Genomic DNA, 24,207 nt, shown 5'->3' on the forward strand with positions numbered 1-24,207 from the left:
GTCACTCGGCCTTGGCCGCCGTGCGCCGGCTTCGCTTCGCCGGGCTTGCGGCGCCCTCGGCCGGGGGCGCCTTCCTGGCGCGGGTGGCCTTGCGGGCCGGGGCTTCGGCTGCGTCGGCGGTGGCCTCTGTCTTCGTGGTCTTGGCCGCACTCTTGCGGGTGGTGGTCTTGGCGGTCGTCTTCTTGGCGGCGGCCTTGCCCTTGGGCTTCAGCGGTTTGCCTTTTTCGGCCAGCAGCGCCACCGCCTGGTCCAGCGTCACGTCTTCCATGGCCTCGCCACGCGGCACGTTCACCACCATCTGGCCGTGCTGGATGTACGGCCCGAACCGGCCCTTGCGCACCATCACCGGCTCGCCGTCCTTGGGATGCGGCGCGATGGTGCGGACCGAGGCCAGCTTGCGCGCCAGGACATCGACCGCGCGGTTCAGGCCGACAGTCAGGATGTCGTCATCCTTGTCCAGCGACCCGTAGATGGCACCCATCTTCACATATGGCCCGAAGCGGCCCAGCCCGGCCTCGATCGGCTCGCCGGTCTCGGGGTGGTTGCCGACCAGGCGCGGCAGGGACAGCAGGCCCAGCGCCTGTTCCAGCGTGATTTTGTCGCCCTCGATGCCGCGCGGGATGGTGGCGCGCTTCGGCTTGGCCTTCTTGTCTTCGGGATTGGGCTCGCCCTGCTGGACGTAGAGCCCCCATGGGCCGCGCTTGACGGTCACGTCCTCGCCGCTGGGCGCCTGGCCCAGCACGCGCATGCCGTCCTTCAGCGTGTCGGCCTCGCCTTCCTCCTTGGCGTCCACCACCAGGCGGCGGGTGAACTGGCAGGTCGGATAGTTCGAGCAGCCGATGAAGGCCCCGTAGCGCCCCAGCTTCAGCCCCAGCCGGCCGGTGCCGCAGGCGGTGCAGACGCGCGGGTCGGTGCCGTCGGGGCGGGACGGAAAGAAGTGGGGGGCAAGGTCGTCATCCAGCGCGTTGATGACGTCGGAGATCTTCAGCTCCTTCGTCTGGTCGACCGCGTGGGAGAAATCCCGCCAGAAAGCCGACATCACATCGCGCCAGTCGGCACGGCCGCCCGAGATGTCGTCGAGCTGCTCCTCCAGCCCCGCCGTGAAGCCGGTATCCACGTAGCGTTCGAAGAACGAGGTCAGGAACGCCGTCACCAGCCGCCCCCGGTCCTCGGGCACGAAGCGCCGCGCTTCGAGTCGCACGTAATTGCGGTCGCGCAGCACCGACAGGATCGAGGCGTAGGTGGAAGGGCGGCCGATGCCGATCTCTTCCATCTTCTTGACCAGCGATGCTTCCGAATAGCGCGGCGGCGGCTGGGTGAAATGCTGGTCGGCTTCGACGGTGCCGGTTTTCAGCGGGTCGCGCTCGCGCATCGGCGGCAGCATCCGGCTTTCGTCGTCCTGATCGTCCTTGCCTGCGTCGTCGCGGCCTTCGCTGTACAGCTTCAGGAAGCCGTCGAAGGCGATGATCGAGCCGTTGGCGCGCAGGGTCGCGGCATTCGCACCATCCGCGATCTCGACGATCACTTGGTCCAGTTCCGCCGACTGCATCTGGCTGGCGACCGAGCGTTTCCAGACCAGTTCGTACAGGCGCCGTTGCTCGTCGCTCAGATAGCGGGCGACTTCGGCGGGGGTGCGGGCGACGTCGGTGGGGCGGATGGCCTCGTGCGCTTCCTGCGCGTTCTTGGCGCGGGTGGAATAGATCCGTGCCTTTTCTGGCACATAGGGGGCGCCGAAGCTGCTGCCGATATGGTTGCGGATGGCGGTGATCGCCTCGCCGGCCATCTGCACGCCGTCGGTTCGCATATAGGTGATCAGACCGACCGTCTCGCCGCCCAGGTCGATGCCTTCATAGAGTTGCTGCGCGACACGCATCGCCGCCTGCGCGCCCATGCCCAGCTTGCGCGAGGCTTCCTGCTGCATGGTCGAGGTGGTGAAGGGCGGCGGCGGATTGCGGCGGACCTTGCGCCGCTCGACCGACCGCACCGCGAATTTCCCGCCCTCGACGGTGGCCTTGGCTGCCATGGCCCCGGCTTCGTCATGCAGGTCGAATTGGTCCAGCTTCTGGCCGGCCAGGTGGGTCAGGCGCGCGGTGAAGGGCGCGCCCTCGGGCGTGGTGAACTGGGCGGCGACCGTCCAGTATTCCCGGCTCTTGAAGCTCTCGATCTCGGCTTCGCGCTCGCAGATCAGCCGCAGCGAGACCGACTGCACACGCCCGGCGCTGCGCGAGCCCGGCAGCTTGCGCCACAGCACCGGCGAGAGGGTGAAGCCCACCAGGTAGTCCAGCGCACGGCGGGCCAGATAGGCCTCGATCAGCGGCTGGTCGAGATCGCGCGGGTGGGCCATCGCGGTGCGGATGGCGGATTTGGTGATCTCGTTGAAGGTGACGCGCTGGACATCCACCCCCTTCAGCAGCTTCCGCTCTTCCAGCATCGCCCGGACATGCCACGAGATCGCCTCGCCCTCGCGATCCGGGTCAGTGGCCAGATACAGGGTCTTGGCGCCGCGCAGCGCCTTGGCGATGGCGGTGATCTGCCGGTTGCCGCGTTCGTCGGCTTCCCAGTCCATGGCGAAATTTTCGTCCGGGCGGACGCTGCCATCCTTGGGCGGCAGGTCGCGGACATGGCCGAACGACGCCAGAACGGTAAAGCCGTCTCCCAGATACTTGTTGATCGTCTTCGCCTTGGCGGGCGATTCGACCACGACCACGTCAGTCATTCTGTCTCCGGATCACGCATCTCGTTCCGACGTCCGTCAGCCTCCGTCGGACAGGGATGGCAGGACGACACTCCCACCGGGAAGGGTTTCAATGTCGCCTGCCAGTTCCAGTTCCGACAGTACGGTCAGGATCGCCGATGTCGAGAACTGGCAGCGCCGTACAAGATCGTCAACCGGCGTTGGTGTGAATGACAGCAGAGTCAGGATCGCCTGACGGATATCGGAGGGCTCGCCGGGGGGCTCCCGCGGGGGTTCCGGGCCGGCCTGGGGTGGCGGTTCCGGCCAGGGTGCGCGGCTTTGCGCCAGCCCGCCGGGCCGGGTCGATGGGCCAGTTGCTCCGCCGGTGGAAAAGAGGTCGCGTGCCGCTGCGTCGGGCAGTTCGGCCAGGATGTCGTTCTCGCTTTCGGTCAGGATCGCGCCGCGCCGCAGCAGGGAATTGGCGCCCCGGCTGCGCGGGTCCAGCGGCGATCCGGGCACGGCGAAGACCGTGCGGCCATAGCCCGCCGCCAGATCGGCGGTGATCAGGCTGCCCGAGCGCAACGCGGCCTCGACGACCACGCAGCCCAGCGACAGGCCCGCGATCAGGCGGTTGCGGCGGGGGAAATGCCGGCTCTGCGGTGCCACGCCCAGCGGGGTTTCGGTGACGACGGCGCCGTATTGCGCAATCCTGTCCTGCAATTGTGTGTGTTCCGCCGGGTAGGGGCGGTCCAGCCCGCCGGCGACGGCGGCGATGGTCGTGCCGGCCCGCAGCGCGCCGGCATGGGCGGCGGCGTCGATGCCGCGTGCCAGGCCCGAGACCACGGTGATGCCCTGTGCGGCCAGCATCGCGGCCAGGCTTTCAGCCATGCGCGCGCCGTTGGAGGATGCATTGCGTGCGCCCACAATGGCGACGCAGCATCCATTCAGCCGCGCCGGATCGCCCAGGACCGAGAGGGCCGGCGGCGCGTCATGAATGGCGGCCAGAAGCGGTGGGTAATCGGGATCGCCCAGCATCAGGATCCGGCCGCCGAGGGCTGCCGTGCCCTCGATTTCCGCCGCGATTTCGTCTTCGGATGGGATACGCAGCACCTTCGCCCGGCCGGCGGCACGGGCGCGTGCCGGCAGGGCGGCCAGCGCGCGTTCCGCGTCGCCGTAATCGAGCAGCAGCTTGCGATAGCCGACCGGGCCGACGCCTTCGCTGCGTGCCAGCCGCAGGCGCGCGGCCAGCGGCCCGGCTGGTGTCACGGATTTTTCCGTCCGATTCGCGGCTCGGTTCCGTTGAGCAGGCGGCGGATATTGCCGTGGTGCCGGGCGATGACCAGCAGTGCGATCAGCAGCCCCGCCAGCGGAATCGGGCTACGCAGGTCGCCGCCGTTCAACAGGGTGAGCAGCACGGGCATGGCCACGAACGCGGCCAGCGCACCGGCCGAGGAGATCTTCGTCAGCTTGGCTACGCCCAGCCACAGGGCGCAGCAGGCAAGGCCGGTCAGTGGCGACAGCGCCAGCGCCGCCCCCAGCCCGGTGGCCACGCCCTTGCCGCCCTTGAATTTCAGCCAGATGGGAAAGCAATGGCCGATGACGGCGAACAGGGCCGCCACCGCCATCGCCGGGGCGGTGTGGAAGGGCGAGAGGATGAAGCCGCACAGCACGGCGAAGGCGCCCTTGCCGCCATCCAGCAGCAGTGTCGCCGCCGCCAGCCCGCGCCGGCCGGTGCGCAGCACATTGGTCGCGCCGATATTGCCCGAGCCGATGGCGCGGATATCGCCCGCGCCGCCCAGTTGCGTCAGCAGCAGGCCGAAGGGAATGCTGCCGATGCCGTAGGCCAGCACGGCGATGGCCGCCAGCAATTGCAGGACGTAGTTGGGAAGCGTCTCGGTCATCATGCCGCGTCCTGGCCGAAGACCTGCCGGCCGGCCTTCCATGTTCCCCGCACCCGGCCTTCCACCGCCCGCCCGTCGAAGGGGGTGTTGCGGGCGCGGCCGGGCAGGGCGTCGGCCGTGATCTTCCAGGCGCGATCGAGGTCGAACAGGCACAGATCGGCTGCGGCACCCTCGGCCATCGTGCCGGCGTCGCTGCCCAGCAGGGCGGCGGGGCGGCAGGTCAGCAGGCCCAGCGCGTCGATCAGCGGCAGCGTGCCGCCATGCACCTGCGCCAGCGTGACGGCCAGCAGCGTGGCCAGCCCCGTACCGCCGGCCGAGGCCACGGCGAAGGGCTGGCGCTTGTCGTCGGCGTCGCAGGGTGCGTGGTCCGAGGCGATGGCGTCGATCGTGCCGTCGGCCAGCGCGGCGCAGACCGCCAGACGGTCGGCTTCCCCGCGTAGCGGCGGCGACAGCTTGGCATAGGTGCGGAAATCGCCGATCGCGGTTTCGTTCAGGTCGAAATAGGGCGGCGCGGTGTCGCAGGTCACGCGCAGGCCGCGCGCCTTGGCGGCACGGATCAGGTCCAGTCCTTCGGCCGTCGAGACATGGGCGAAATGCAGCCGTCCGCGTGTCAGTTCGGCCAGCCGCAGGTCACGGGCGATCATGATCGCCTCGGCGGCGGTGGGAATGCCCGGCAGGCCCAGTCGCGTCGCCAGTTCGCCGTCCGTTGCGCAGCCACCGCGCGCCAGTGACGGGTCTTCGGGGTGCTGGACCACCAGCGCGTCGAAACCCCTGGCATAGGTCAGGGCCAGCCGCATCATCCGCGCATCGGCCAGCGCCCGCGTGCCGTCGGTGAAGGCGACCGCCCCGGCTTCGTCCAGCAGGCCGATTTCCGCCATCTCGCTGCCTTCGCAGCCGCGTGTCAGAGCGCCATAGGGCAGGATCGAGACCATGCCCGTTTCGTCGCCGCGCGCGCGCAGGTGCCGCACCAGCGCCGGATCGTCGATCGCCGGCTGGCTGTTGGGCAGGACCGCCATGGTGGTGATGCCGCCCGCCGCCGCCGCCCGTGCGGCCGAGGCGACGGTTTCGCGATACTCGAAGCCGGGTTCGCCGATCGCCACCCGCATGTCTACCAGACCGGGGCACAGCACCGCGCCCCCGCCGGCGACCACATGCGCACCGTCGGGCACGCCTTCACTGTCGGGCAGGTCGATGCCGGCGATCACGCCGCCCTTGACCAGCAGGCGTCCGGGCCGGTCCAGCCCGCGTGCGGGGTCGATCAGGCGGACATTCTCGAACAGGACGGGCTGGGCCGGGTGGGAAGCGCTCACGTCAGGTCTCCGGCGCGCGACAGCAGGTCGAGGACGGCCATGCGCACGGCCACCCCCATTTCGACCTGTTCGCGGATCACGCTCTGGTCTGAATCGGCGACGCGGCTTTCGATCTCGACACCGCGATTCATCGGGCCGGGATGCATCACCAGCGCCCCGGGCCGGGCGAGGGCCAGCCGCTTGAGGTCCAACCCGTAGAAACGGAAATATTCGCGGGGGCTGGGCACCTGCCCGCCATTCATCCGCTCGCGCTGCATGCGCAGCATCATGACCACGTCGGCGTCGCGCAGCCCGTCTTCCATCGTGTAATGGATGTCCACGCCCAGCGCGCCGATGGCGCCGGGAATCAGCGTCGGCGGCCCGACCACCCGCACCTTGGCCCCCATGGCCGTCAGCAGGTGGATGTTCGACCGCGCGACCCGGCTGTGGCTGACATCGCCGCAGATCGCGACCGTCAGCCCATGCAGCGTGCCGAAATGCCGGCGGATGGTCAGGGCGTCCAGCAGGGCCTGCGTTGGGTGTTCATGTGTGCCGTCGCCGGCATTGATCACGCTGGCCTCGACCTTGCGGGCCAGCAGCGCCGGCGCGCCGGACTGCGAATGGCGCACCACCAGCAGGTCGGTGCGCATCGCGTTCAGCGTGGCGGCGGTGTCCAGCAATGTCTCGCCCTTGTTCACCGACGAGGTGGCCACCGTCATGTTGACGACATCCGCGCCCAGCCGCTTCGCCGCCAGTTCGAACGAGGTGCGGGTGCGGGTGCTGTCCTCGAAGAACAGATTGATGACCGTGCGCCCGCGCAACCGGTCGCGCGGCGTCTGGCGCGAGCGGTTCATCAGCGCATAGCTCTCGGCCAAGTCCAGGAAGGGCGTGATCCGGGTCGGATGCATGCCCTGAAGACCCAGCAGGTGCCGCCCGTGCTGCGTGAAGAAGCGGGACGGCGCTGCGCGCGGGCTGTCGTTCATCGGGCGACGGCTCCAAGCCGGGCCATCACCTCGTCCCGGCCCAGGGCGGCCAGCGTGGCGTCGATGCCCGGCGAGGTCGCGCCGCCGGTCATCGCGGCACGCAGGGGCTGGGCCACCTGGCCCAGCTTGTGGCCGTGGTTCTCGGCGAAATGGCGCAGGGCGGCGTCGATCGAGGGCGCATCGAATTCCGCCAGCACCGCGAGGTCGCGCGCCAGCTTGCCCAGCATGACGCGGGCGTCGTCGCTCAGCAGCTTCTCGGCCTTGGCGTCGAAGGCCAGCGGCACATGCCGGCCCAGGAAGGCGGCGCTGTCGGCCAGTTCGACCAGCGTCTTCGCGCGTTCCTTCAGGCCGGGCATCAGCGTGAGGATGCGCGTGCGCAGCGTGTCGTCCACCGTTACGCCCTCGCGCCCCGCCAGCCGTTGCAGCACGTCGTCCGTCAGGCGCGCGTCGTCGGCCTGGCGCAGCCACACGCCGTTGAGGTGCGACAGCTTGGCGTAATCCATGCGTGAGGGCGACCGGCCGACGCCGTCCAGGTCGAACAGATGGATCTGCTCGTCACGCGACAGGATCTCGGCGTCGCCATGGCCCCAGCCTAGGCGCAGCAGGTAGTTGTTCAGCGCCTCGGGCAGGTAGCCCATGTCGCGGAACTCCACGACCGACTGCGCGCCATGCCGCTTGGACAGCTTGGCGCCGTCCGGCCCGTGGATCAGCGGCAGATGCGCGAATTTCGGCAGGTCCCAGCCCATGGCGCGGTAGATCATCGCCTGGCGGAAGGTGTTGGTCAGATGGTCGTCCCCGCGGATGACATGGGTAATGTCCATGTCATGGTCATCGACCACCACGGCGAGCTGATAGACCGGCGTGCCGTCGGCGCGCAGGATGATCATGTCGTCCATTTCGGCGTTGGCGACGCGGACATCGCCCTGCACCAGATCCTGGATCACCGCCTCGCCTTCGCGCGGGGCCCGGATGCGTACGGTATAGGGCGCGCCGGGAGGTGCTTCGGACGGGTCGCGATCGCGCCAGTAGCCGTTGTAGCGGGGGGGCTTGCCCTCCGCCATCGCCTGCTCGCGCATCTGCTGCAATTCTTCCTGCGTGCAGTAGCAGCGATAGGCCAGCCCCTGCGTCAGCAGATGGTGCGCGATTTCGGCATGCCGCGCCTGGCGCGTGGACTGGAATACCGGTTCCTCGTCCGGGGTGATGCCCATCCAGGCCAGCCCGTCGAACAGTACGTCGACCGCATGTTGGGTCGACCGCTCGCGGTCGGTATCCTCGACACGGAGGAGGAATTTTCCTCCATGGTGGCGGGCATAGAGGAAGTTGAACAGGGCGGCGCGGGCGTTGCCGATATGCAGCAACCCGGTCGGGCTCGGTGCGAAGCGCGTACGAACGGTCATGAGCCGGCTCCTTACCATGAGACGCTGTTTGCCGACAGGGGGCGCCGGTATGGGAGCGTTGCGGGTGTGAGGCGTTTGACTCTTCTTTTTCTGAAGAAAAAGAAGCAAAAAGACTTTTATTCCGTTGTCGGCATTCCGTCTGGTCCGGCGGTTTTCCCTTTAAAAGGCTAAAAGTTTTTTGGTTCTTTTTTTCAAAAAAGAACGGGACAGGCTCGTCGGGCTGCTGTTGGCCGAGCAGAGGCGTCTGGCGCTGTGGCTGCCGGTCGGGCTGGGGCTGGGCATCGCGTGGTATTTCCGGCTGCGGTGCGAGCCGGGGGTGCCGGAGCTTCTGGCTTGGGCCGGCATCGCCGTTCTGGGGCTCGGCTGGATCGCGTGGCGGCCGTTCGCGCTGGCGCCGCGTGTGCTGGGTGGCGGTGCGGCGACGGTGGCCGTGGGGTTTCTCGCCGCGTTCTGGGCCACCCATCGTCAGCCGCCGTTGCCCGACCTGCCGGCGCGCGCGACCATCGTGACGGGCCGTGTCGTGGCCGTGGCGCTGCTGCCGGCCGATGGTCCGTCCGTGCGTCGGCTGGATCTGGCCGGCGCGGTGCTGGACGACCCGCTGGATTCCGGCATGCCGCCCCTGCGGCGCATCCTGCGCGTGCGTCTGCGTGCCGACGATCCGCTGGTGCCTGTTCCGGGCATGATGGTGCGGGTGCGCGCCCTGTTGCGGCCGCCAGCCCCGCCGTCCTGGCCCGGTGGCCCCGACCGGCAGCGCCGCGCCTATTTCGACGGCACCGCCGGCAGCGGAACGGCATTGGGTCGGGCGCAGACACTTGGACCCGTGCCGGGGGCGTCGTCGCTGGAAGGGCTGCGCGAGCGGATCTCGGCCCGGATCGTGCGAGTTTTGCCGGGTGCTGTGGGTGGAGTGGCGACGGCGGTGCTGACCGGCTCGGCCGTAGGCATGGCGCAGGCGGATCGTGATGCGTTCGCCGATGCGGGGTTGGCCCATCTGCTGGCCGTGGCGGGCCTGCATCTGGGCATCGTCATGGGGGTCTCGGTGGCGGCGGCGCGGCTGCTGCTGGCGTGTTCGGAACGGGCGACGTTGTATTGGCCATGCCGCTCGATCGCCGCCTTCGCCGGGCTAGCGGCCGGCATCGTGTATGTGGTGCTGACGGGCGCGCATCTGCCGGCCCTGCGCAGCCTGACCATGGCGGCGCTGGTGGTGCTGGCCATCGTGACCGGCCGGCGGGCGCTGTCGCTGCGCGGGCTGGCGGTGGGGGCGATCCTGCTGCTGCTGACCGGGCCGGCCGATCTGCTGGAAGCCCCGTTGCAGATGTCGCTGGCCGCCGTCATGGCGCTGGCGGCGGGTGCCGAGGTCACGCGCCCGCTCATGGCCCGCCTGACCGAGCAGCCCGGCTGGTGGCGGCGCGTCCTGCATCATGTCGCGCATCTGGCGCAGGCCAGCCTGCTGGCCGGCGGGGCCACGGTGCCGGTGGTGATGGCGCATTTCGGCACACTCCAGCCCTGGTTCGTGCTGGCCAATCTGCTGGCGGTGCCGCTGATGGCGCTGTGCGTCCTGCCGCTGGGCCTGCTGTCCCTGTTTCTGATGCCATGGGGCGTCGAATCCGTGGCCCTGGTTCCGATGGGTTGGGGCATCGGGTGGATTCTCGATCTGGCGCGCATGGTTTCCGGCTGGCCGGCGGCAAGGCTGGCGGTGCCGGCCATGCCGGGATGGGGGCTGGCGATGTGGGTGCTGGGCCTGTGCTGGCTTTGCCTTTGGATGGGCCGATGGCGCTGGTGGGGTGTGAGCCTGATGGTGCTGGGGATGGCCGCGCCTTTTCTGATCGTGCGTCCGGATCTGCTGCTGTCCCCCGATGGACGGACGGTGGCGGTGCGGGATGGTGCCGTGCTGCGGGTCGGCCCCCATCCCGGCAGTGAGCGGCTGGTCGAGGATGATTGGCATCAGGCTCTGGCGCTGCCGATCGTGCCGCTGGCGGGTAGCGCGGCCTGTCAGGATGGATTGTGCCTGCTCGATCGCGGACGTGTCGCACTCCGCTTGCGGGGTGCGCCACCGGTTCGCTGTGCTGGGCTGGAATTGCTGATTACGCTCGCGCCTGATGACGCAGGGTGTCCCGGTGTGCGCAGGCTCGACACGCTGGAGACCTGGAAAAACGGCGCGCAGGCTGTGTTTCTGCACCCTGCCGGCCCGGTGGTGCTTTCGGATCGTAGTTGGCGTGGAACGCGCCCCTGGGTGCTGGCGCTGGGCCAGCATGGTGTGCCCGTTCTGCCGATGGCGCAGCGGGAGTAGGTCGTCTTTTTCTGAAGAAAAAGAAGCAAAAAGACCTTTATCGGTTCAGGAGCGTCGTAAGGTGCAAGAATAAAAATCCTGAACAGATCAAAAGTTTTTTGGTTCTTTTTTTCAAAAAAGAACAGCTTCAGGGCGCGATCAACACCTTTGCCGTATACTGGCAAGGCTCGGTCGCCGGGCACCGCCAGCAATCCGGCCGGCGGGCCTTGCAGACATAGCGTCCGTGCAGGATCAGCCAGTGATGGGCCGGGCGCAGCATGGGTGCTGGGATGCGGGCCACCAACTGGTCCTCTACCGCGCGGGTGGTCTTGCCGGGGGCCAGACCGGTGCGGTTGCCGATGCGGAAGATATGGGTATCGACGGCCATGGTGCTGTCGCCGAAGGCCACGTTCATCACCACGTTGGCGGTCTTGCGGCCCACGCCGGGCAGGGCTTCCAGCGCCGCGCGGTCGTGCGGCACCTGTCCGTCATGCTGGTCCAGCAGGGCCTGCGACAGGGCGACGACGTTGCGGGCCTTGGTGCGCCACAGGCCGATGCTGCGGATATGCTCGCCGACCGCCTCTTCACCCAGCGCCACCATCGCGGCGGGGTTCGGGGCGTCGCGGAACAGGCCCTTGGTCACGCGGTTGACCGAGACGTCGGTGGCCTGCGCGGACAGGGCGACGGCAACCAGCAGCGTATAGTCGTCGACGAAATCCAGCTCGCTCTCCGCATTTGGGTGGGCGGCGGCCAGCAGGGTGATGAAGCGTTCGACTTCCTTCAGCGTCATGCGGCGGCGGGCGCCGGCCGGGCGGGTGGTTGGGGTGCGGGTCATGCCGTCTCTGCGGAAGGTGAAAGGTGAAGTGCGGTCCGTTTTCGGCCGGATGACGCAATCTGTAAATCGTCGGGCACGCGGGCCTGTCGTACCGCCTTGCGTTCCGGGGGCTGCACGGCGATAATTTGGCCAGAAACCGGGACAAGATCAGAATGCCCATCGTGCGGCGCGGGCGCGCGCCGCGCGGCACGCGACGGTCTGCGCCGTCGCCGCGGTTGGGGCTGACGCACGAGGATGGTCGGCAGAACCGGCCGGAGCAGCATGACAGACCAACAAGCCGCATCGGGCCAGGAAGGTCCTGCGCGCAACGAATTTGCCGAGGTTCTGGATTTCGTGATCCGCCGCTGGCTGCGCCATCCCGGCGCGCTGGCCTGGACGCTGGCGGGCGTCTCGGTGGCGACGGTGGCCGATGTGGCCACGCCGCTGCTGGCGGGCTGGATCGTGGATGACGTCTCGCACACTGCCGGTGGGGTGGGCGCGGGTGGGGTTGCCACGCCGGCGATGGAGGCCGCCCGGCGCGGCGCGCTGTGGCTGGTTGGCGGCCTGGTGCTGCTGGGCCTGCTGGGCGTGGCCGGGCGCCGCATGTCCTATCTGGGGATTACGCATCTGACCGCGCGCACCATGCGTGGCATTGCCGAGAGCGCCTTCGCCCGAGTCCAGCGTTTTTCGACCGACTGGCACGGCAACACCTTCGCCGGTTCGACCGTGCGCCGGCTGACGCGCGGCATGTGGGCCACCGACACGCTGGCCGATACGTTGATGCTCATGCTGCTGCCCAGCGTGCTGGTGCTGGCGGCAACCACGGTGGTGCTGGCGGCGCACTGGCCGTCGATGGGCCTGCTGCTGGGGGTCAGTTCGATCCTGCTGGTGGCGATGTCCACGTCGCTGACCCTGCGCTACGTCGCGCCCTCGGCCCGGCTGGCCAACAAGTGGGATACCCGCATGGGCGCCGCGCTGGCCGATGCCGTCACCTGCAATACCGTCGTCAAGGCATTCGGTGCCGAAGCGCGTGAGGACGCACATCTGTCACGCATCCTCGCACGCTGGCAGACGCGCACCGAACGGTCGTGGATTCGGGGCACCAATTCGGGAAATCTCCAGAACGTCGCAGCCCTGTTGATGCGCGTCCTGCTGATCGGCGCGGTGCTGGCGCTATGGTGGCGCGGCCGTGCCGGACCGGGCGACGTGGCATATGTGCTCACCATGGTCTTTCTGGTGCAGGGCTACCTGCGCGATATCGGGCAGCAGATTTCGATGGTCCAGCGCTCGGTCAACGAAATGGAAGAACTGGTCGCCATCTATCGTCAGCCGCTGGGCGTCGCAGATCGGCCGGGGGCCGGCACGCTGCATGTCACGCATGGTGCCGTCCGCTTCGATCATGTCGGATTCGGTTACAAGGCGCAGACCCGTCCACTGTTCCATGATCTGTCGATCGACATCCCCGCCGGCAGCCGCGTCGCGCTGGTTGGCCCTTCAGGTTCGGGCAAGACCACGCTGATCAAGCTGTTGCAGCGGCTTTATGACGTAACCTCCGGCCAGATCCTGATCGACGGCACCGACATTGCCACCGTCACGCAGTCCAGCCTGCGGTCGCAGATCGCGATCGTGCAGCAGGAACCGGTGCTGTTTCATCGCTCGCTGGCCGAGAACATCGCCTATGGCCGCCCCGGCGCCTCCATGGCGGAAATCGAGGAAGCCGCGCGTCAGGCCAATGCGGCCGGCTTCATCGACCGCCTGCCGAAGGGCTATGCCACCATGGTCGGCGAACGCGGTGTCAAGCTCTCGGGCGGCGAGCGCCAGCGTGTGGCCATCGCCCGCGCCTTCCTGACCAATGCCCCGATCCTGATCTTCGACGAAGCCACCTCCAGCCTGGACTCGGAATCGGAAATCCTGGTGCAGGAGGCCATGGAACGGCTGATGCTCGGCCGCACTGTGCTGGTCATCGCCCACCGCCTCTCCACCGTCGTCGGCCTGGACCGCATCCTGGTCTTCGCCCACGGCGCGTTGCTGGAAGACGGATCACACGCGGAACTGGTGACGCATGAGGGCGGGTTGTATCGGCGGCTGTTCGAATTGCAGTCGCTGGACGGATAGGGGAAATCGCAGGGCGCTGCCCTGCACCCGGAAGGGGACAGTCGTCCCCTTCACCCCTGTTCGGTCAGAGGGGCAGCACGGCGAGAGAATGTCGGCTTCGGGGGGGGAAAGGAGAATGTCAGCTGTCCGTTGAGATGGTCGTACAGCGGACATTTGCGTGAACGCCTCTCCAGATAGTTTTACACCACTTGCGCACCAGTTGGCATATTGCCAAACTATGATGTGAAATCCCAGATCACCGCATGAACAGCGCGTCGGATTTTGATAAATCAGCGACCCATGCCAGGCGGTTTGTCATCATGCGACGGAGGAGGAGGAGGAGGGGGAGGAGATATTATAGGCACAGATATCATTTTACTCTCGTCGATAAGGGCATGATTGGCGCATAAAATTTTTAGCTTTTCAAAGGCCGGAGAAGATGCAGCCGATAATGCAACCATAGCCTTGAGATCGCGCTGCTGCTGCAGACATGCTAGAGCGTCTTCTGGATTTGAAAATGTTCTCATATTTGAATAGTCTGTTTCAAATACCTGGTTAAATATAAACTCACATAAACTACACAAACTATCTCCGCTCAAAGAATTTGTAGATAATTTTAAAGATTTACTGTATTCAAGAAATACTTCGTTGGCAGTTTTTACTGTCGCCGGAATACACGAAATACCCCCTGCGTTCCGTTGTCCTGGTTGCTGATAAAAAACATAATAAGACATTCCGGAGGATATTAGTCTATTTAGTTGTGACGTACCGTCATCACCGCGTGAAATCGAACAGGTTCCATTTATATTTAGATTCTTTTTTCCTTGCAATAAAGCGACTGAGTACCAATCATTTACTCCCAATTTCCTATGAAATAGTAACGCGAGATCAGCTCCAATTTTTCCTTCGGAAGCGGTGGTTGGTGCCCAAAAGATATCTGGTCTTTCTTTGAAGCTATCGTGATACTCAACTAATTTACAAAAGTCATTCATATTTCTTACGGCATCATGAAGTAGTAATGAATTTATATCCCTTTCATCTTCACCTTCATATTTTGCACATACTGAGTATACAGCCGTAACTATTGATGAGAAGAATATTCCTCTTCCTGGATCTTTAAACATCCAAGGGCGCTCTGCACAGAACATGATAGCATTATTGATGTCTAATTTTTGCAAAAGTATTTTTCTTCCGAAAAATAATGAGTATTCCTCTTTAAGGTAATTGCTAAAAAACTTTGGGACACTACCGGTTATTTTATCGTGACCAGAATCTATGTTGCATGAAAAATTTGGCAACAAATCTTTTCTATTTAAATTTGACTCAATTATGCTTTGAAAAGCTGAAGCGATTGGTTGGTCAAAACTTTGTTTCCAGTAAGACATTTCTTCTCACTCTCGTGCGCTTAAAATTCAAGCAATTTTTTGACATTATTTTCTATCAATATGTCAAGTTATAATTACAATATTTCCGCTTTCGGGAAAATCAACCATTAGATGCAAAGACCATTATGAAGGCGACTGCTGCCTGTCTTGCTCCATATTACTGAGTAGACAGGCGGCCCTGGGGGGGGGACGGAAAGTCCGGATTGTGATAAGATATCATTGGAAACAGACGCCCCCGCTGATCTAGAAGCATTAACGTTTCCCATTTTTGGTCGCAATTCGACGAAGCCCGATGGGCCATAGCACCAATTATGTTATCATCTCAATTTGAAGTCAGGGAGAGCGCTTAAATGAATCCGGTTCGAAAAATCGCGGTTGTTGGCTTACTTGAATGGATTAGCAAGAATAAGCCATCAGTGAAATCTTTGTCCGGCCTTGATCGCGAGAGGTTTATGGAACATGTGACCGACTACGAACTCGCTAAAGGTATCAACACGATATCGAATCGGAATTCCGATCTCTGGAGAAAATGGGAGTCCACTCATATGTACTTTTTTGAGAATGCTCACTCTGATCAAGAAGCATTGGCTGCCTACGACTGATGAAAGATGCACTCAATCCCGAGGCCACCAGCTTCATCTCCCAATCGGAGCTTTTGGCGCTTGGGATAAAGGTCAGGAAAGGTACTGCTCCATCGGACCGAGGCGGCGATCTCCTTCAGCGCTTTATTGAGGTTCCTAACCGGTTGGTCATAGCCTATTCGTCTGACGACGAATCTCTCTGCAATTACATCACTGAACACTGGTCGGCGCTGGATGGCATGTCGGGCAAGTGGTGCGACATTTACCTGTCGATGCTTCAGATGAGCGGGGACGAAGATGTGTACTCGGCGATGAGCGACCTTCGCATGCTACCAGGCGGTGAAGCTCTCAGGGTGAATGCGCTGCCGATCGCGTTGTTGTGGTCAGCTGGAGCTGCTGCCTGCATATCTCTCAGGGAGTTTTCGACTTCCAAAGCAGACCTGACCAAGTTTTTTCGCCATATCTTCCAGTTTCTGAGTGAAATAAACGGTGGCTTAACAGGCGGAGACGAAGAAGCTTTGCGATCCACATTGGTATCAGCTCTACCCAAGGTCCAACCCCTGAGTGGTTACAGCTTTTTTGTGGAGAACATAGAAATGAACGATCATAAATATATAGCCGATCGCGGCGGGGTGGTTGTAGGTGCCGGTGCCAGTGCTGGCAATATTATCGCCAATTATGGGAGCCAGTTAAATTCGTTTGATCTTCCGCTTCTGGCCTCACAACTAAAGCAGCTACGTGGCGCCTTGAAGAAAAATGCAGACGATAATGATTCCACCCATGACGTTGCGATTGGTCAGATCGCGACCGCAGCGAAAGCCGCTGAGGCAGGCGAGCGCGGTGAAGTGTTCGCGGCCCTCAAAAATGCCGGTAGCTGGGCACTGGGTATCGCGCAAACCCTTGGTGTAAGCGCCGCTACAGAGGCCATCAAGCACGCCATGAACAGTTAGAGTAAAAAATGCGGCTTAACTTACAGTGTCGGCTTTGGGAAAACTGACACCCCCCTTTGGATGTCCGAAAAGAGGGCGAAAGCAGTCAGCTAGAAAAAAACATCATTATGCGATGAGTTGCAGGAGGCAAGCCTCATACCCGGGTGTTGGGGCAGCGTCTTGGTGAAGACTGTATCGAGATATTTTGCGATCGGCTGGTATTGATCGTTCTTCAACCCGATGAAGCGACGACGAATAAAATTGCCATTCTGGCGCTGACAATCCGGCTTACCAGCCGGCGTTATACTGCCCCATGCCAGGGTCCCAGTTTCCCCATGCCGGGTTCCACGACGGGTTCCAGCCGCCCCAGCCGGGGCCGCCCATCGGACCCCAGGCGTTCCAGTTCCACATGGTGTCCTGATATTCGCCGGCCGTCATCTGCTGTTCGTCGGCCAGCATCTTCTGCTGGCGATAGCTCTGGTAGTTGTCGTAGGCGGCCTGGTCGCCGACATATAGGCAGTCGCACACGGTCGGGTCGGCATACACGTAGAACACGTTGCCGCCATGAGTCCGGCGGACGAAATGATGCGGCGGCAGACGGTTCAGCATCGCCTGCTGCTGCTGCGAACTGGCGGGTTTCAGCGCAAAGCCCGCTGCGGCAAGGTGGTCTTCCTTCTGCGCGATCCGCTGGGCGGTCGTTTCACACGACGGCAGGCTGCCTAGCATGGCAAGGATGGCGAGAGCGCGCAGAGGCGCGTTTTTCGGCGTGACCATTCCGCGTGGGCTCCTGACTGGCAATCCTTTGAAATAATCTACCCGCCATCTCGCGCCAGATCAACGGCGTGCAAAAAGACCAAGGCGCCGCAAGCACCAAGACCGAACGACAGCTCAAGATCAGGAATCGAGGTGCAGGAGGCAAGCCTCCTGCCGGGGTGTCGGGGCAGAGCCCTGACGAAGACTGCCCGTTCAGCCCCGATGCAGCATCGGCCCCAGCGCGGCCCCACCGAACAGATGCACATGGAAGTGCGGCACTTCCTGCCCGGCGGCGACGCCCATATTCGCCAGCAGACGGTATCCGTCCTCGTCCAGCCCCAGCAACCCCGCCACATGGCCGACAGCGCGGGTAAAGCCCGCGATTTCGGCATCGCCGGCCGTCTGGCTGAAATCGGCGAAAGAAACGTAGGGCCCTTTGGGGATGACCAGCACATGGACTGGCGCCTGGGGCGCGATGTCGTGGAACGCCAGCGCGTACTCGTTTTCATAGACCTTGCGGCACGGGATTTCCCCGCGCAGGATCTTGGCGAAGACGTTCTGCGGGTCGTAGGGACCTCGTCCGGAAACGGCCATGGACATGCCTCCTTGCGTTATACCGCCAACGGGTCACGGGGGCGGGCGGCCTTTTCGGCGATGCCGCTGGTGCCCTGGCGGCGCGTCAGTTCGGCCCAGACATCCGACGGATGGATGCCGGCATCAACCCACATGACGATCAGGTGGTACAGCACGTCGGCGCTTTCGCCGATCAGTTCCTCGCTGTTGCCGGCGACGGCCTCGATCAGGCATTCGACCGCTTCCTCGCCGAATTTCTGGGCGATCTTGCGACGGCCGCGTGACAGCAGGCGTGCCGAATGGCTCACGGCGGGGTCGGTACCCTTGCGCGAGACGACGACGTTGAACAGCCGGTCCAGAATTTCCGCCGTCGCCACCGGTTCGGCGGGCAGGGCAGGGGCAGCCTTTACGATGGCTTCAGCGGGAGCGGCCTTCTTCCGGGCGGTCTTCTTGGCGACGCTCTTCTTGCCGGCGGCCTTGGTGTCGTCATTCTTGCGCGTGGTCTTGGGAATTTTCGGCATCGTGCCCTCGCTTGCGTATCGGCGTCGTTCAGGATCTGGCGGCTGGCGTGTGGCGTACCGGCAGGCCGGCATCCGCCAGCGCCTGCTTGACCTGCGGGATGGTGAACTGGCCGAAATGGAACACGCTGGCGGCCAGCAGGCCGGTGGCGCCCGCGCGCGCGCCTTCGACGAAATGCTCCAGTGTGCCGACGCCGCCCGAGGCCACGACCGGCACCCGCACCGCGCCGCAGGCCGCCCGCAGCAGGTCCAGGTCGAACCCGCTGCGGGTGCCGTCACGGTCCATGCTGGTCAGCAGGATCTCGCCGGCACCACGCTCGGTGACTTCGCGGCACCAGTCGATGACGTTGCGGCCGGTGGGGGTGCGGCCGCCATGGGTGTAGACTTCCCATGATCCGTGCCCGTCCGAGCGGGCGTCCACGCCCACCACCACGCACTGGCTGCCGAATTTGCGCGCGGCCTCGTTGATCAGTTCCGGGCGGCTGACGGCAGCGGAATTCATCGCGCATTTGTCGGCACCGGCCAGCAGCAGGCGGCGCATGTCGTCGGTCGTGCGTACGCCACCGCCTACGGTCAGGGGCAGGAAGATCTTCTCGGCGGTGCGGTTGACCACGTCCAGGATGGTGTCACGATTCTCGTGGCTGGCGGTGATGTCCAGAAAGGTCAGTTCGTCGGCGCCGGCGGCGTCATAGACCGCCGCCTGTTCCACCGGGTCGCCCGCGTCGCGCAGCGAGACGAAATTGACCCCCTTCACCACCCGTCCGTTCTTGACGTCCAGGCAGGGGATGACCCGCAGCTTCAGCATCAGGACAAAATCCGCAGCGCATCGGCCGGGTCCACCCGGCCGTCATAGAGCGCACGCCCGACGATTACGCCCTCGATTCCCGGCGCGGTGACGGTCGCGGCCCGCAGTGCGCGCAGATGCTCGACATTGCCCACGCCGCCGCTGGCGATGACAGGGATCGAGAGGCTGTTCGCCAGTTCGGCGGTCTGGGGGATGTCGATGCCGGTCAGCATGCCGTCGCGGCTGATCTCGGTGAAGATGATCGCGGCGACGCCCGCATCTTCCATCCGCCGGCCCAGGTCGATGGCCTTCATGTCCGAGGTTTCGGCCCAGCCCTCGGTCGCGACCTGCCCCGAACGCGCGTCGATGCCCGCGACGATCCGGCCGGGGAAGGCGCGGCAGGCGGCGCGGACCAGTTCGGGGTTCTTCACCGCGACGCTGCCCAGGATCACACGGGTGATCCCGGCGGCCAGCCAGCGTTCGATGCTGTCCAGGTCGCGCAGGCCGCCGCCCAACTGCACCGGCACGGTGGCGTTGGCGATAATGGCTTCGATCGCGGCGCTGTTGGCCGACCTGCCGGCGAAGGCGCCGTTCAGGTCCACCACATGCAGCCAGCCGCACCCGGCCGCGATCCATGCGCGGGCCTGCGCGCCGGGATCGTCGGAATACACCGTGGCATCATCCATCTCGCCCCGGCGCAGGCGCACGCAGGCGCCGTCCTTGAGGTCGATGGCGGGGTAGAGGGTCAGGCTGTGGCCGGTCACGCTGGCAGGTCCTGTCGCGGGGATGGGAACGGAGGCGGCCTGCGGGTGGGCGGGGACGACCCGCTCATTGTCCTGCAGCCGCTTGGTGAAGAACAGGCCGCGCATCGTCCGCCCGTCGGCACGGGCGTAGCTGGGATGGGTGCCCCACTGATAGAAGCCGAAGGCGCGGAACAGCCGGATCGCGGCTTCCTGGGTCTCGCGCACATCCAGGTTCAGGATCTGGTAGCCCATGGCCCGCGCGCATTGCTCGGCCTCCAGCAGCAGCAGCCGGCCGAGCCCGCGCCCTCTGGCATAGGGAGCGACGTACAGATGCATCAGCGTGGCGCTCATCGCCTGCGCTTCGTTGTTGCGCGGCGGGCGCACCAACTGCGCGCCACCGACGATGACGCCGTCCAGCCGCACCACGAACAGCATGCGTTCCGGCACCATCAGCAGGCCCCGGAAATAGCGTTCCATCGCCTGGCGGCCCGGCACGGTCAGCCAGCCGAACCCGCCGCCATCCAGGATCGCGGCATCGGTAGCCTCGCATAGTGCCTGTAGCTCGTCTTCCGTCAGCGACTGAACCCGTTCGGCACGCGGCTGGTCGTAGGGTCTGCCGGTTCCGGTCATGCGGGAACTCCTTCGCGGGCAGGCATCCAGCGCAGGAAGTTGGACAGGATGCGCAGGCCGACCGTCTGGCTCTTCTCGACATGAAACTGCGTGCCGGCGCGATTGCCACGGGCCACGATCGCCGGCACCGCGTCGCCATAATCGGTAGTCGCCACCAGTTCGTCGGGCACGCCGTGGCGCAGCGCATAGGAATGGACGAAATAGCCGTGGGCGTCCGCGTCCAGCCCGTCGGTCAGTGGATGGGCGCCCGGTACGAAATCCAGCCGGTTCCACCCCATCTGCGGCAGGCGCAGGCCCGGCGCGTCCATGGGGGCGATTTCGCCCGCGATCCAGCCGAAACCGGGGGTGACGGCATGTTCCAGCCCGCGCTCGGCCATCAGTTGCATGCCCACACAGATGCCCAGGAACGGCGTGCCGGCATCCGTCGCGTCGACGATGGCGGCGCGCAGCCCCGGTACGGCATCCAGCCCGGCGGCGCAGTCGGCAAAGGCGCCCTGTCCTGGCAGCACGATCCGGTCGGCGCTCCGCACGGCCTGCGGGTCGGCCGAGATCGTCACCTCGGCGTCGATGCCGCTATCCGCCGCCGCGCGGGTCAGGGCTCGTGCGGCCGATGCCAGATTGCCGCCATTATAATCGATGACCAGGATGGATTGCGTCGCGGATGTCATGCTCAAGCCTCAGCCATATTCCCGCGCGTGCGTGCAAGCGTGGGATTGCGCTCGAGCAGGCGCAGCAGCGCTGCCTCGTGACCCCGCGCAACGACGATCGGTCCGGCGGCCAGACCGTTCAGCCGTAATTCCCACGCCCTGATATCGGCGGCACACAGGCCCAGCAGCAGATGCAGACCGGCCCAGAAGGGCAGAAGCGGCAGATGCGCTGTCTGCACCGCACTCAGCAGGATCAGGCTGCCGGCCCCGGCCAGCAATCCGGCGATCCAGCTTCCCTGAATCACCAGCCCCAGCCAGCCCAGCAGCAGTACCCGCCAGGACAGGCGCTCGGCTACCAGAACAGGCGGCCGCCGGTCATCTGCCCGGAACCATGTGGTATAGGTCGTCACAGCACGCCTTTGGTCGAGGGAATGCTGCCCGCCGCGCGCGGGTCGGGTTCGGCCGCCATGCGCAGGGCGCGGGCCGCGGCCTTGAACGAGGCCTCGGCGATATGGTGGCAGTTCCGCCCGGCCTTCTGCGTCACATGCAGCGTCAGCAGCGCGCTCATGGCGAAGGCGCGGAAGAATTCCTCGAACAGTTCGGTGTCCATCTCGCCGATCTTGTCGCGGGTGAAATCCACCGACCAGGCCAGGAAGGGGCGGCCGGAAATGTCCACCACCACTTCGCTCAACGCCTCGTCCAGCGGCACCAGAGCGTGGCCGAACCGGCGGATGCCGCGCTTGTCGCCGATCGCACGGACAAAGGCCTGACCTAGCGCGATGCCGATATCCTCGGTGGTGTGATGGAAATCGATATGCAGGTCGCCCTTGGCCTCGATCTCCAGATCGAACAGGCCATGGCGCGCGAGAGCCGTCAGCATGTGATCGAAGAAGCCGATACCGGTCGCGATCCGTGACTGGCCGGTGCCATCCAGGTTCAGTCGGAGCGTGATGTCGGTCTCGCTGGTGACGCGATGAATCGTGGCTGTGCGGGCGGTATCCATGCCCGTTCTCCTACAGGAATGGGGCGCGTTAGGCCACTCTCCTATATATGTGCGCGATGCGCCACCGGCCGGGGTTCGCGTCTCTGGCCCGCAGGGGATGGATATTGGCTTCCCATGCCTTCTGCGGCATGGTGCCGGCCAGGGCCGCGCGACCGCTGCCGGGGCCCGAGACCAAGGAGGCCCCAATGGCCGTGCTCGACAGTCTGCTGTCCCGCTTTTCGACCGACGCCCTGTCCGACCCCGCGCCCGAAGGGTCGGTGCTCGAAGATATCCTGTCCACCGCGATGCGCGCGCCCGATCATGGCCGCCTGCGGCCGTGGCGTTATGTGCTGATTCGCGGAGAGGCCCGGCCGAAGCTGGCCGAACTGGTGGTGGCCGGCATGCTGGCGCGCGATCCGGACGTGCCGGCGGCCAAGATCGAAAAGCGCCGCAAGCGCTTCTCCACCATGCCGTTGACCATCGCGCTGGGCATGCACCTGCGCCCCGAAGACAAGATCCCGCTGATCGAGCAGGAAATGGCGGTCGCGGCGGCGGCGATGAATATCCTCAACGCCCTGCATGCAACCGGCTTCGGCGGCGTCTGGGTTACAGGTGACATGGCGGTCGACCCTGCACTGGCCTCGGCGCTGGGGTTCGATGCACCGCACCGGCTGGCGGGCTTCCTGTTCGTCGGCACGCCCGATCCGAACCGGGCCGTTCCCTCGCGCCGACCGGTCGAAGGATATGTGGCGGAGTGGCATGGCGCGCCCGTCACATTCGCGGCGGATAAAGAGTAAAGTGCGGGAGGCCGAGATGCGTAGTGACGTCACGATTATCGGTAGTGGCCCTGCCGGCCTGGCCACGGCCCTGTCGCTGGAAAGCGCCGGCCTGTCGGTCACTGTTCTGGAGCGCGCACCACAGGCGGCACTGGCCGAGCCCGCATTCGACGGGCGGGAAATCGCCCTGACCCATCATTCGGTCTCGGTCCTGCGGAATGCCGGGGCCTGGGCGCGCATCCCGCCGGTGGGTATCTCCCCTTTGCGTGAGGCACGGGTGGAAACCGGACGGCACAACCACCCGCTGACCTTCGATACCAACGGTCAGGGCGTCGAGGCGTTGGGGTATCTGGTCTCCAACCACATGATCCGCCAGGCCTTGTATGAAGAGGCCATGACGCGTCCCGGTATCGTCATCCGCGCGGGCGTCGCGACGCGGCGTGTGCGGGACGAGGGCGAGAGCGTGACCGTGCTGGCCGAGGGCGGTGACGTGACGTCGCGCCTGGCCATCGCGGCAGATGGCCGGTTTTCCGAAATCCGGCGCCTGCAAGGCATCGGCGCAATCGTCCATGATTTCCATCGCACGATGCTGGTCTGTCGCATGGCGCATGAATCGCCCCACCATCATGTGGCGCTGCAATGGTTCGATGACGGTCAGACGGTCGCGCTGCTGCCCGTCAATGGCGGCGCGTCCTCGCTGGTGCTGACCCTGCCGCCGGAGCAGATCGAGGCGCTACGAACGATGGAGCGCGAGCAGTTCAACGAGAACATCATGGCCAGGGTCGGTAACCGGCTGGGGGCCATGAGGCTGGTTAGCACGCGCCACGTCTATCCCCTGCGGGCGGTCTATGCGCATCGCTTCACGGCGCGACGCTTCGCCTTGATTGGCGATGCGGCGGTAGGCATGCACCCGATCACTGCGCATGGGTTCAATCTGGGCCTCAAGGGGCAGGATGTCCTGGCGCAGGAAATTGCGGCGGGCATGGCGCGTGATGGCGATCCGGGGTCGGCTGCGGTGTTGCGGCGGTTCTCCATGCGCCATCGCCTGACCACGGCCCCCCTCTTTGCCGCCACCAACGGCATCGCCACCCTCTATACGCGCGACGAATCACCCTTTCGGTACCTGCGCCGCGCCGGTCTGCGGGCCGCCGATTCCCTTGCGCCGTTCAAGGCGGCCGTGACCAACATGTTGATCGATCGTGGAAAAACGGCCTGAAACCGCCATTTTCTGATCGGCGGGTCAGAAAAAAATGATGCGGGTCATTTTTCGCTGTTGACGGTGGTTTGGGTGGGGTGTAGATCGCTCTTCACCGCCGGGGCTGAGGTTCTTGACCTGGCGGTTCGGACCTGCTAGTTTCCTTGGCCCTGCTGGGTTGAGTGAGTGACTGGCAGAGTTCTTTGACAACAGAATATGGAATGGAAGGGATATGTTGGCGGCGTTCTGACGGCCTTTGAGAGAGGGTTGTTTTAGGTTTTGGTTTTATCTGG

General features: G+C 65.0%; 22 protein-coding genes. 6 read left to right on the top strand and 16 right to left on the bottom strand.

All coding sequences use genetic code 11. The features are described 5' to 3' along the window. Nucleotide 1: 1 nt before the first annotated feature. Genes topA through gltX form a run of 6 tightly spaced genes read right to left on the bottom strand, consistent with a single transcriptional unit; the run spans nt 2 to nt 8,244 of the window. The gene (gene topA / locus C7453_RS16315; protein ID WP_114728941.1) at nt 2–2,716 is read right to left on the bottom strand and encodes a type I DNA topoisomerase; all 2,715 of its coding nucleotides are present in this window, start codon (nt 2,714–2,716) and stop codon (nt 2–4) included. 36 nt (nt 2,717–2,752) lie between these two features. Continuing rightward, nucleotides 2,753–3,940, bottom strand: coding sequence for a DNA-processing protein DprA (gene dprA / locus C7453_RS16320; protein ID WP_114728943.1), 1,188 nt, complete (start codon nt 3,938–3,940; stop codon nt 2,753–2,755). Continuing rightward, nucleotides 3,937–4,575, bottom strand: coding sequence for a glycerol-3-phosphate 1-O-acyltransferase PlsY (gene plsY / locus C7453_RS16325; RefSeq protein WP_114728945.1), 639 nt, complete (start codon nt 4,573–4,575; stop codon nt 3,937–3,939). The genes dprA and plsY overlap by 4 nt, the downstream gene beginning before the upstream one ends. Next, complete coding sequence (locus C7453_RS16330) at nt 4,575–5,885, bottom strand: dihydroorotase (protein ID WP_114728947.1); 1,311 nt, start codon at nt 5,883–5,885, stop codon at nt 4,575–4,577. Before C7453_RS16330 ends, plsY begins: the two co-directional genes overlap by 1 nt. Beyond that, nucleotides 5,882–6,847: an aspartate carbamoyltransferase catalytic subunit gene (locus C7453_RS16335; RefSeq protein WP_114728949.1), complete on the bottom strand. Its 966-nt coding sequence runs from the start codon at nt 6,845–6,847 to the stop codon at nt 5,882–5,884. Before C7453_RS16335 ends, C7453_RS16330 begins: the two co-directional genes overlap by 4 nt. Further along, nucleotides 6,844–8,244, bottom strand: a complete 1,401-nt coding sequence (gltX, locus tag C7453_RS16340; protein WP_114728951.1) for a glutamate--tRNA ligase — start codon at nt 8,242–8,244, stop codon at nt 6,844–6,846. Before gltX ends, C7453_RS16335 begins: the two co-directional genes overlap by 4 nt. A 226-nt stretch (nt 8,245–8,470) precedes the next feature. Between gltX and C7453_RS16345 the strand changes: the two genes are divergently transcribed. Continuing rightward, nucleotides 8,471–10,531: a ComEC/Rec2 family competence protein gene (locus tag C7453_RS16345; RefSeq protein ID WP_114728991.1), complete on the top strand. Its 2,061-nt coding sequence runs from the start codon at nt 8,471–8,473 to the stop codon at nt 10,529–10,531. Between the two features lie 127 nt (nt 10,532–10,658). Here the strand turns inward: C7453_RS16345 and nth are convergent, their stop codons facing one another. Further along, nucleotides 10,659–11,345, bottom strand: a complete 687-nt coding sequence (gene nth / locus C7453_RS16350; protein ID WP_114728953.1) for an endonuclease III — start codon at nt 11,343–11,345, stop codon at nt 10,659–10,661. A gap of 261 nt (nt 11,346–11,606) precedes the next feature. On the opposite strand from nth, the gene C7453_RS16355 reads away from it, so the two are divergent. Beyond that, nucleotides 11,607–13,439 carry an ABC transporter ATP-binding protein gene (locus C7453_RS16355; protein WP_245949110.1) on the top strand — a complete coding sequence of 611 codons (1,833 nt, stop codon included), beginning with the start codon at nt 11,607–11,609 and terminating at the stop codon, nt 13,437–13,439. Nucleotides 13,440–13,708: 269 nt separating this feature from the next. Here the strand turns inward: C7453_RS16355 and C7453_RS18750 are convergent, their stop codons facing one another. Beyond that, on the bottom strand, nt 13,709–14,803 hold the full coding sequence (locus tag C7453_RS18750; protein ID WP_141289160.1) for a hypothetical protein: 1,095 nt from the start codon (nt 14,801–14,803) through the stop codon (nt 13,709–13,711). 350 nt (nt 14,804–15,153) lie between these two features. Between C7453_RS18750 and C7453_RS18755 the strand changes: the two genes are divergently transcribed. Further along, a complete protein-coding gene (locus C7453_RS18755; protein ID WP_141289158.1) occupies nt 15,154–15,405 on the top strand; it encodes a hypothetical protein in 252 nt (83 codons plus the stop codon). Next, nucleotides 15,405–16,334: a hypothetical protein gene (locus C7453_RS16360; protein ID WP_114728957.1), complete on the top strand. Its 930-nt coding sequence runs from the start codon at nt 15,405–15,407 to the stop codon at nt 16,332–16,334. Before C7453_RS18755 ends, C7453_RS16360 begins: the two co-directional genes overlap by 1 nt. A gap of 267 nt (nt 16,335–16,601) precedes the next feature. Here C7453_RS16360 and C7453_RS16365 read toward each other — a convergent pair whose 3' ends face one another. The 8 genes from C7453_RS16365 to hisB form a co-directional block, all read right to left on the bottom strand. After that, nucleotides 16,602–17,087 carry a hypothetical protein gene (locus tag C7453_RS16365; protein WP_114728958.1) on the bottom strand — a complete coding sequence of 162 codons (486 nt, stop codon included), beginning with the start codon at nt 17,085–17,087 and terminating at the stop codon, nt 16,602–16,604. Between the two features lie 192 nt (nt 17,088–17,279). Then, nucleotides 17,280–17,660 carry a histidine triad nucleotide-binding protein gene (locus C7453_RS16370; protein WP_114728959.1) on the bottom strand — a complete coding sequence of 127 codons (381 nt, stop codon included), beginning with the start codon at nt 17,658–17,660 and terminating at the stop codon, nt 17,280–17,282. Nucleotides 17,661–17,677: 17 nt separating this feature from the next. After that, entirely contained in the window at nt 17,678–18,160 is a 483-nt protein-coding gene (locus C7453_RS16375; protein ID WP_114728961.1) for a phosphoribosyl-ATP diphosphatase, read from the bottom strand. A 28-nt stretch (nt 18,161–18,188) separates the two neighbouring features. Then, a complete protein-coding gene (gene hisF, locus C7453_RS16380; RefSeq protein WP_114728963.1) occupies nt 18,189–18,962 on the bottom strand; it encodes an imidazole glycerol phosphate synthase subunit HisF in 774 nt (257 codons plus the stop codon). Further along, the gene (gene hisA, locus C7453_RS16385) at nt 18,962–20,314 is read right to left on the bottom strand and encodes a 1-(5-phosphoribosyl)-5-[(5-phosphoribosylamino)methylideneamino]imidazole-4-carboxamide isomerase (RefSeq protein WP_114728965.1); all 1,353 of its coding nucleotides are present in this window, start codon (nt 20,312–20,314) and stop codon (nt 18,962–18,964) included. Before hisA ends, hisF begins: the two co-directional genes overlap by 1 nt. Next, the gene (hisH, locus tag C7453_RS16390; protein WP_114728967.1) at nt 20,311–20,982 is read right to left on the bottom strand and encodes an imidazole glycerol phosphate synthase subunit HisH; all 672 of its coding nucleotides are present in this window, start codon (nt 20,980–20,982) and stop codon (nt 20,311–20,313) included. The genes hisA and hisH overlap by 4 nt, the downstream gene beginning before the upstream one ends. A 2-nt stretch (nt 20,983–20,984) precedes the next feature. After that, the gene (locus tag C7453_RS16395) at nt 20,985–21,371 is read right to left on the bottom strand and encodes a hypothetical protein (protein ID WP_114728969.1); all 387 of its coding nucleotides are present in this window, start codon (nt 21,369–21,371) and stop codon (nt 20,985–20,987) included. Beyond that, nucleotides 21,368–21,964 carry an imidazoleglycerol-phosphate dehydratase HisB gene (gene hisB / locus C7453_RS16400; protein ID WP_114728971.1) on the bottom strand — a complete coding sequence of 199 codons (597 nt, stop codon included), beginning with the start codon at nt 21,962–21,964 and terminating at the stop codon, nt 21,368–21,370. Before hisB ends, C7453_RS16395 begins: the two co-directional genes overlap by 4 nt. A gap of 185 nt (nt 21,965–22,149) precedes the next feature. On the opposite strand from hisB, the gene C7453_RS16405 reads away from it, so the two are divergent. Beyond that, nucleotides 22,150–22,740 carry a nitroreductase family protein gene (locus C7453_RS16405; protein ID WP_114728993.1) on the top strand — a complete coding sequence of 197 codons (591 nt, stop codon included), beginning with the start codon at nt 22,150–22,152 and terminating at the stop codon, nt 22,738–22,740. 16 nt (nt 22,741–22,756) lie between these two features. Continuing rightward, nucleotides 22,757–23,935 (top strand): 5-demethoxyubiquinol-8 5-hydroxylase UbiM, encoded by a 1,179-nt coding sequence (ubiM, locus tag C7453_RS16410; RefSeq protein ID WP_114728995.1) that lies wholly within the window; start codon nt 22,757–22,759, stop codon nt 23,933–23,935. Nucleotides 23,936–24,207: the final 272 nt, after the last annotated feature.

Origin of the sequence: Gluconacetobacter liquefaciens (assembly GCF_003350405.1) — a bacterium.
GTDB lineage: Bacteria > Pseudomonadota > Alphaproteobacteria > Acetobacterales > Acetobacteraceae > Gluconacetobacter > Gluconacetobacter liquefaciens.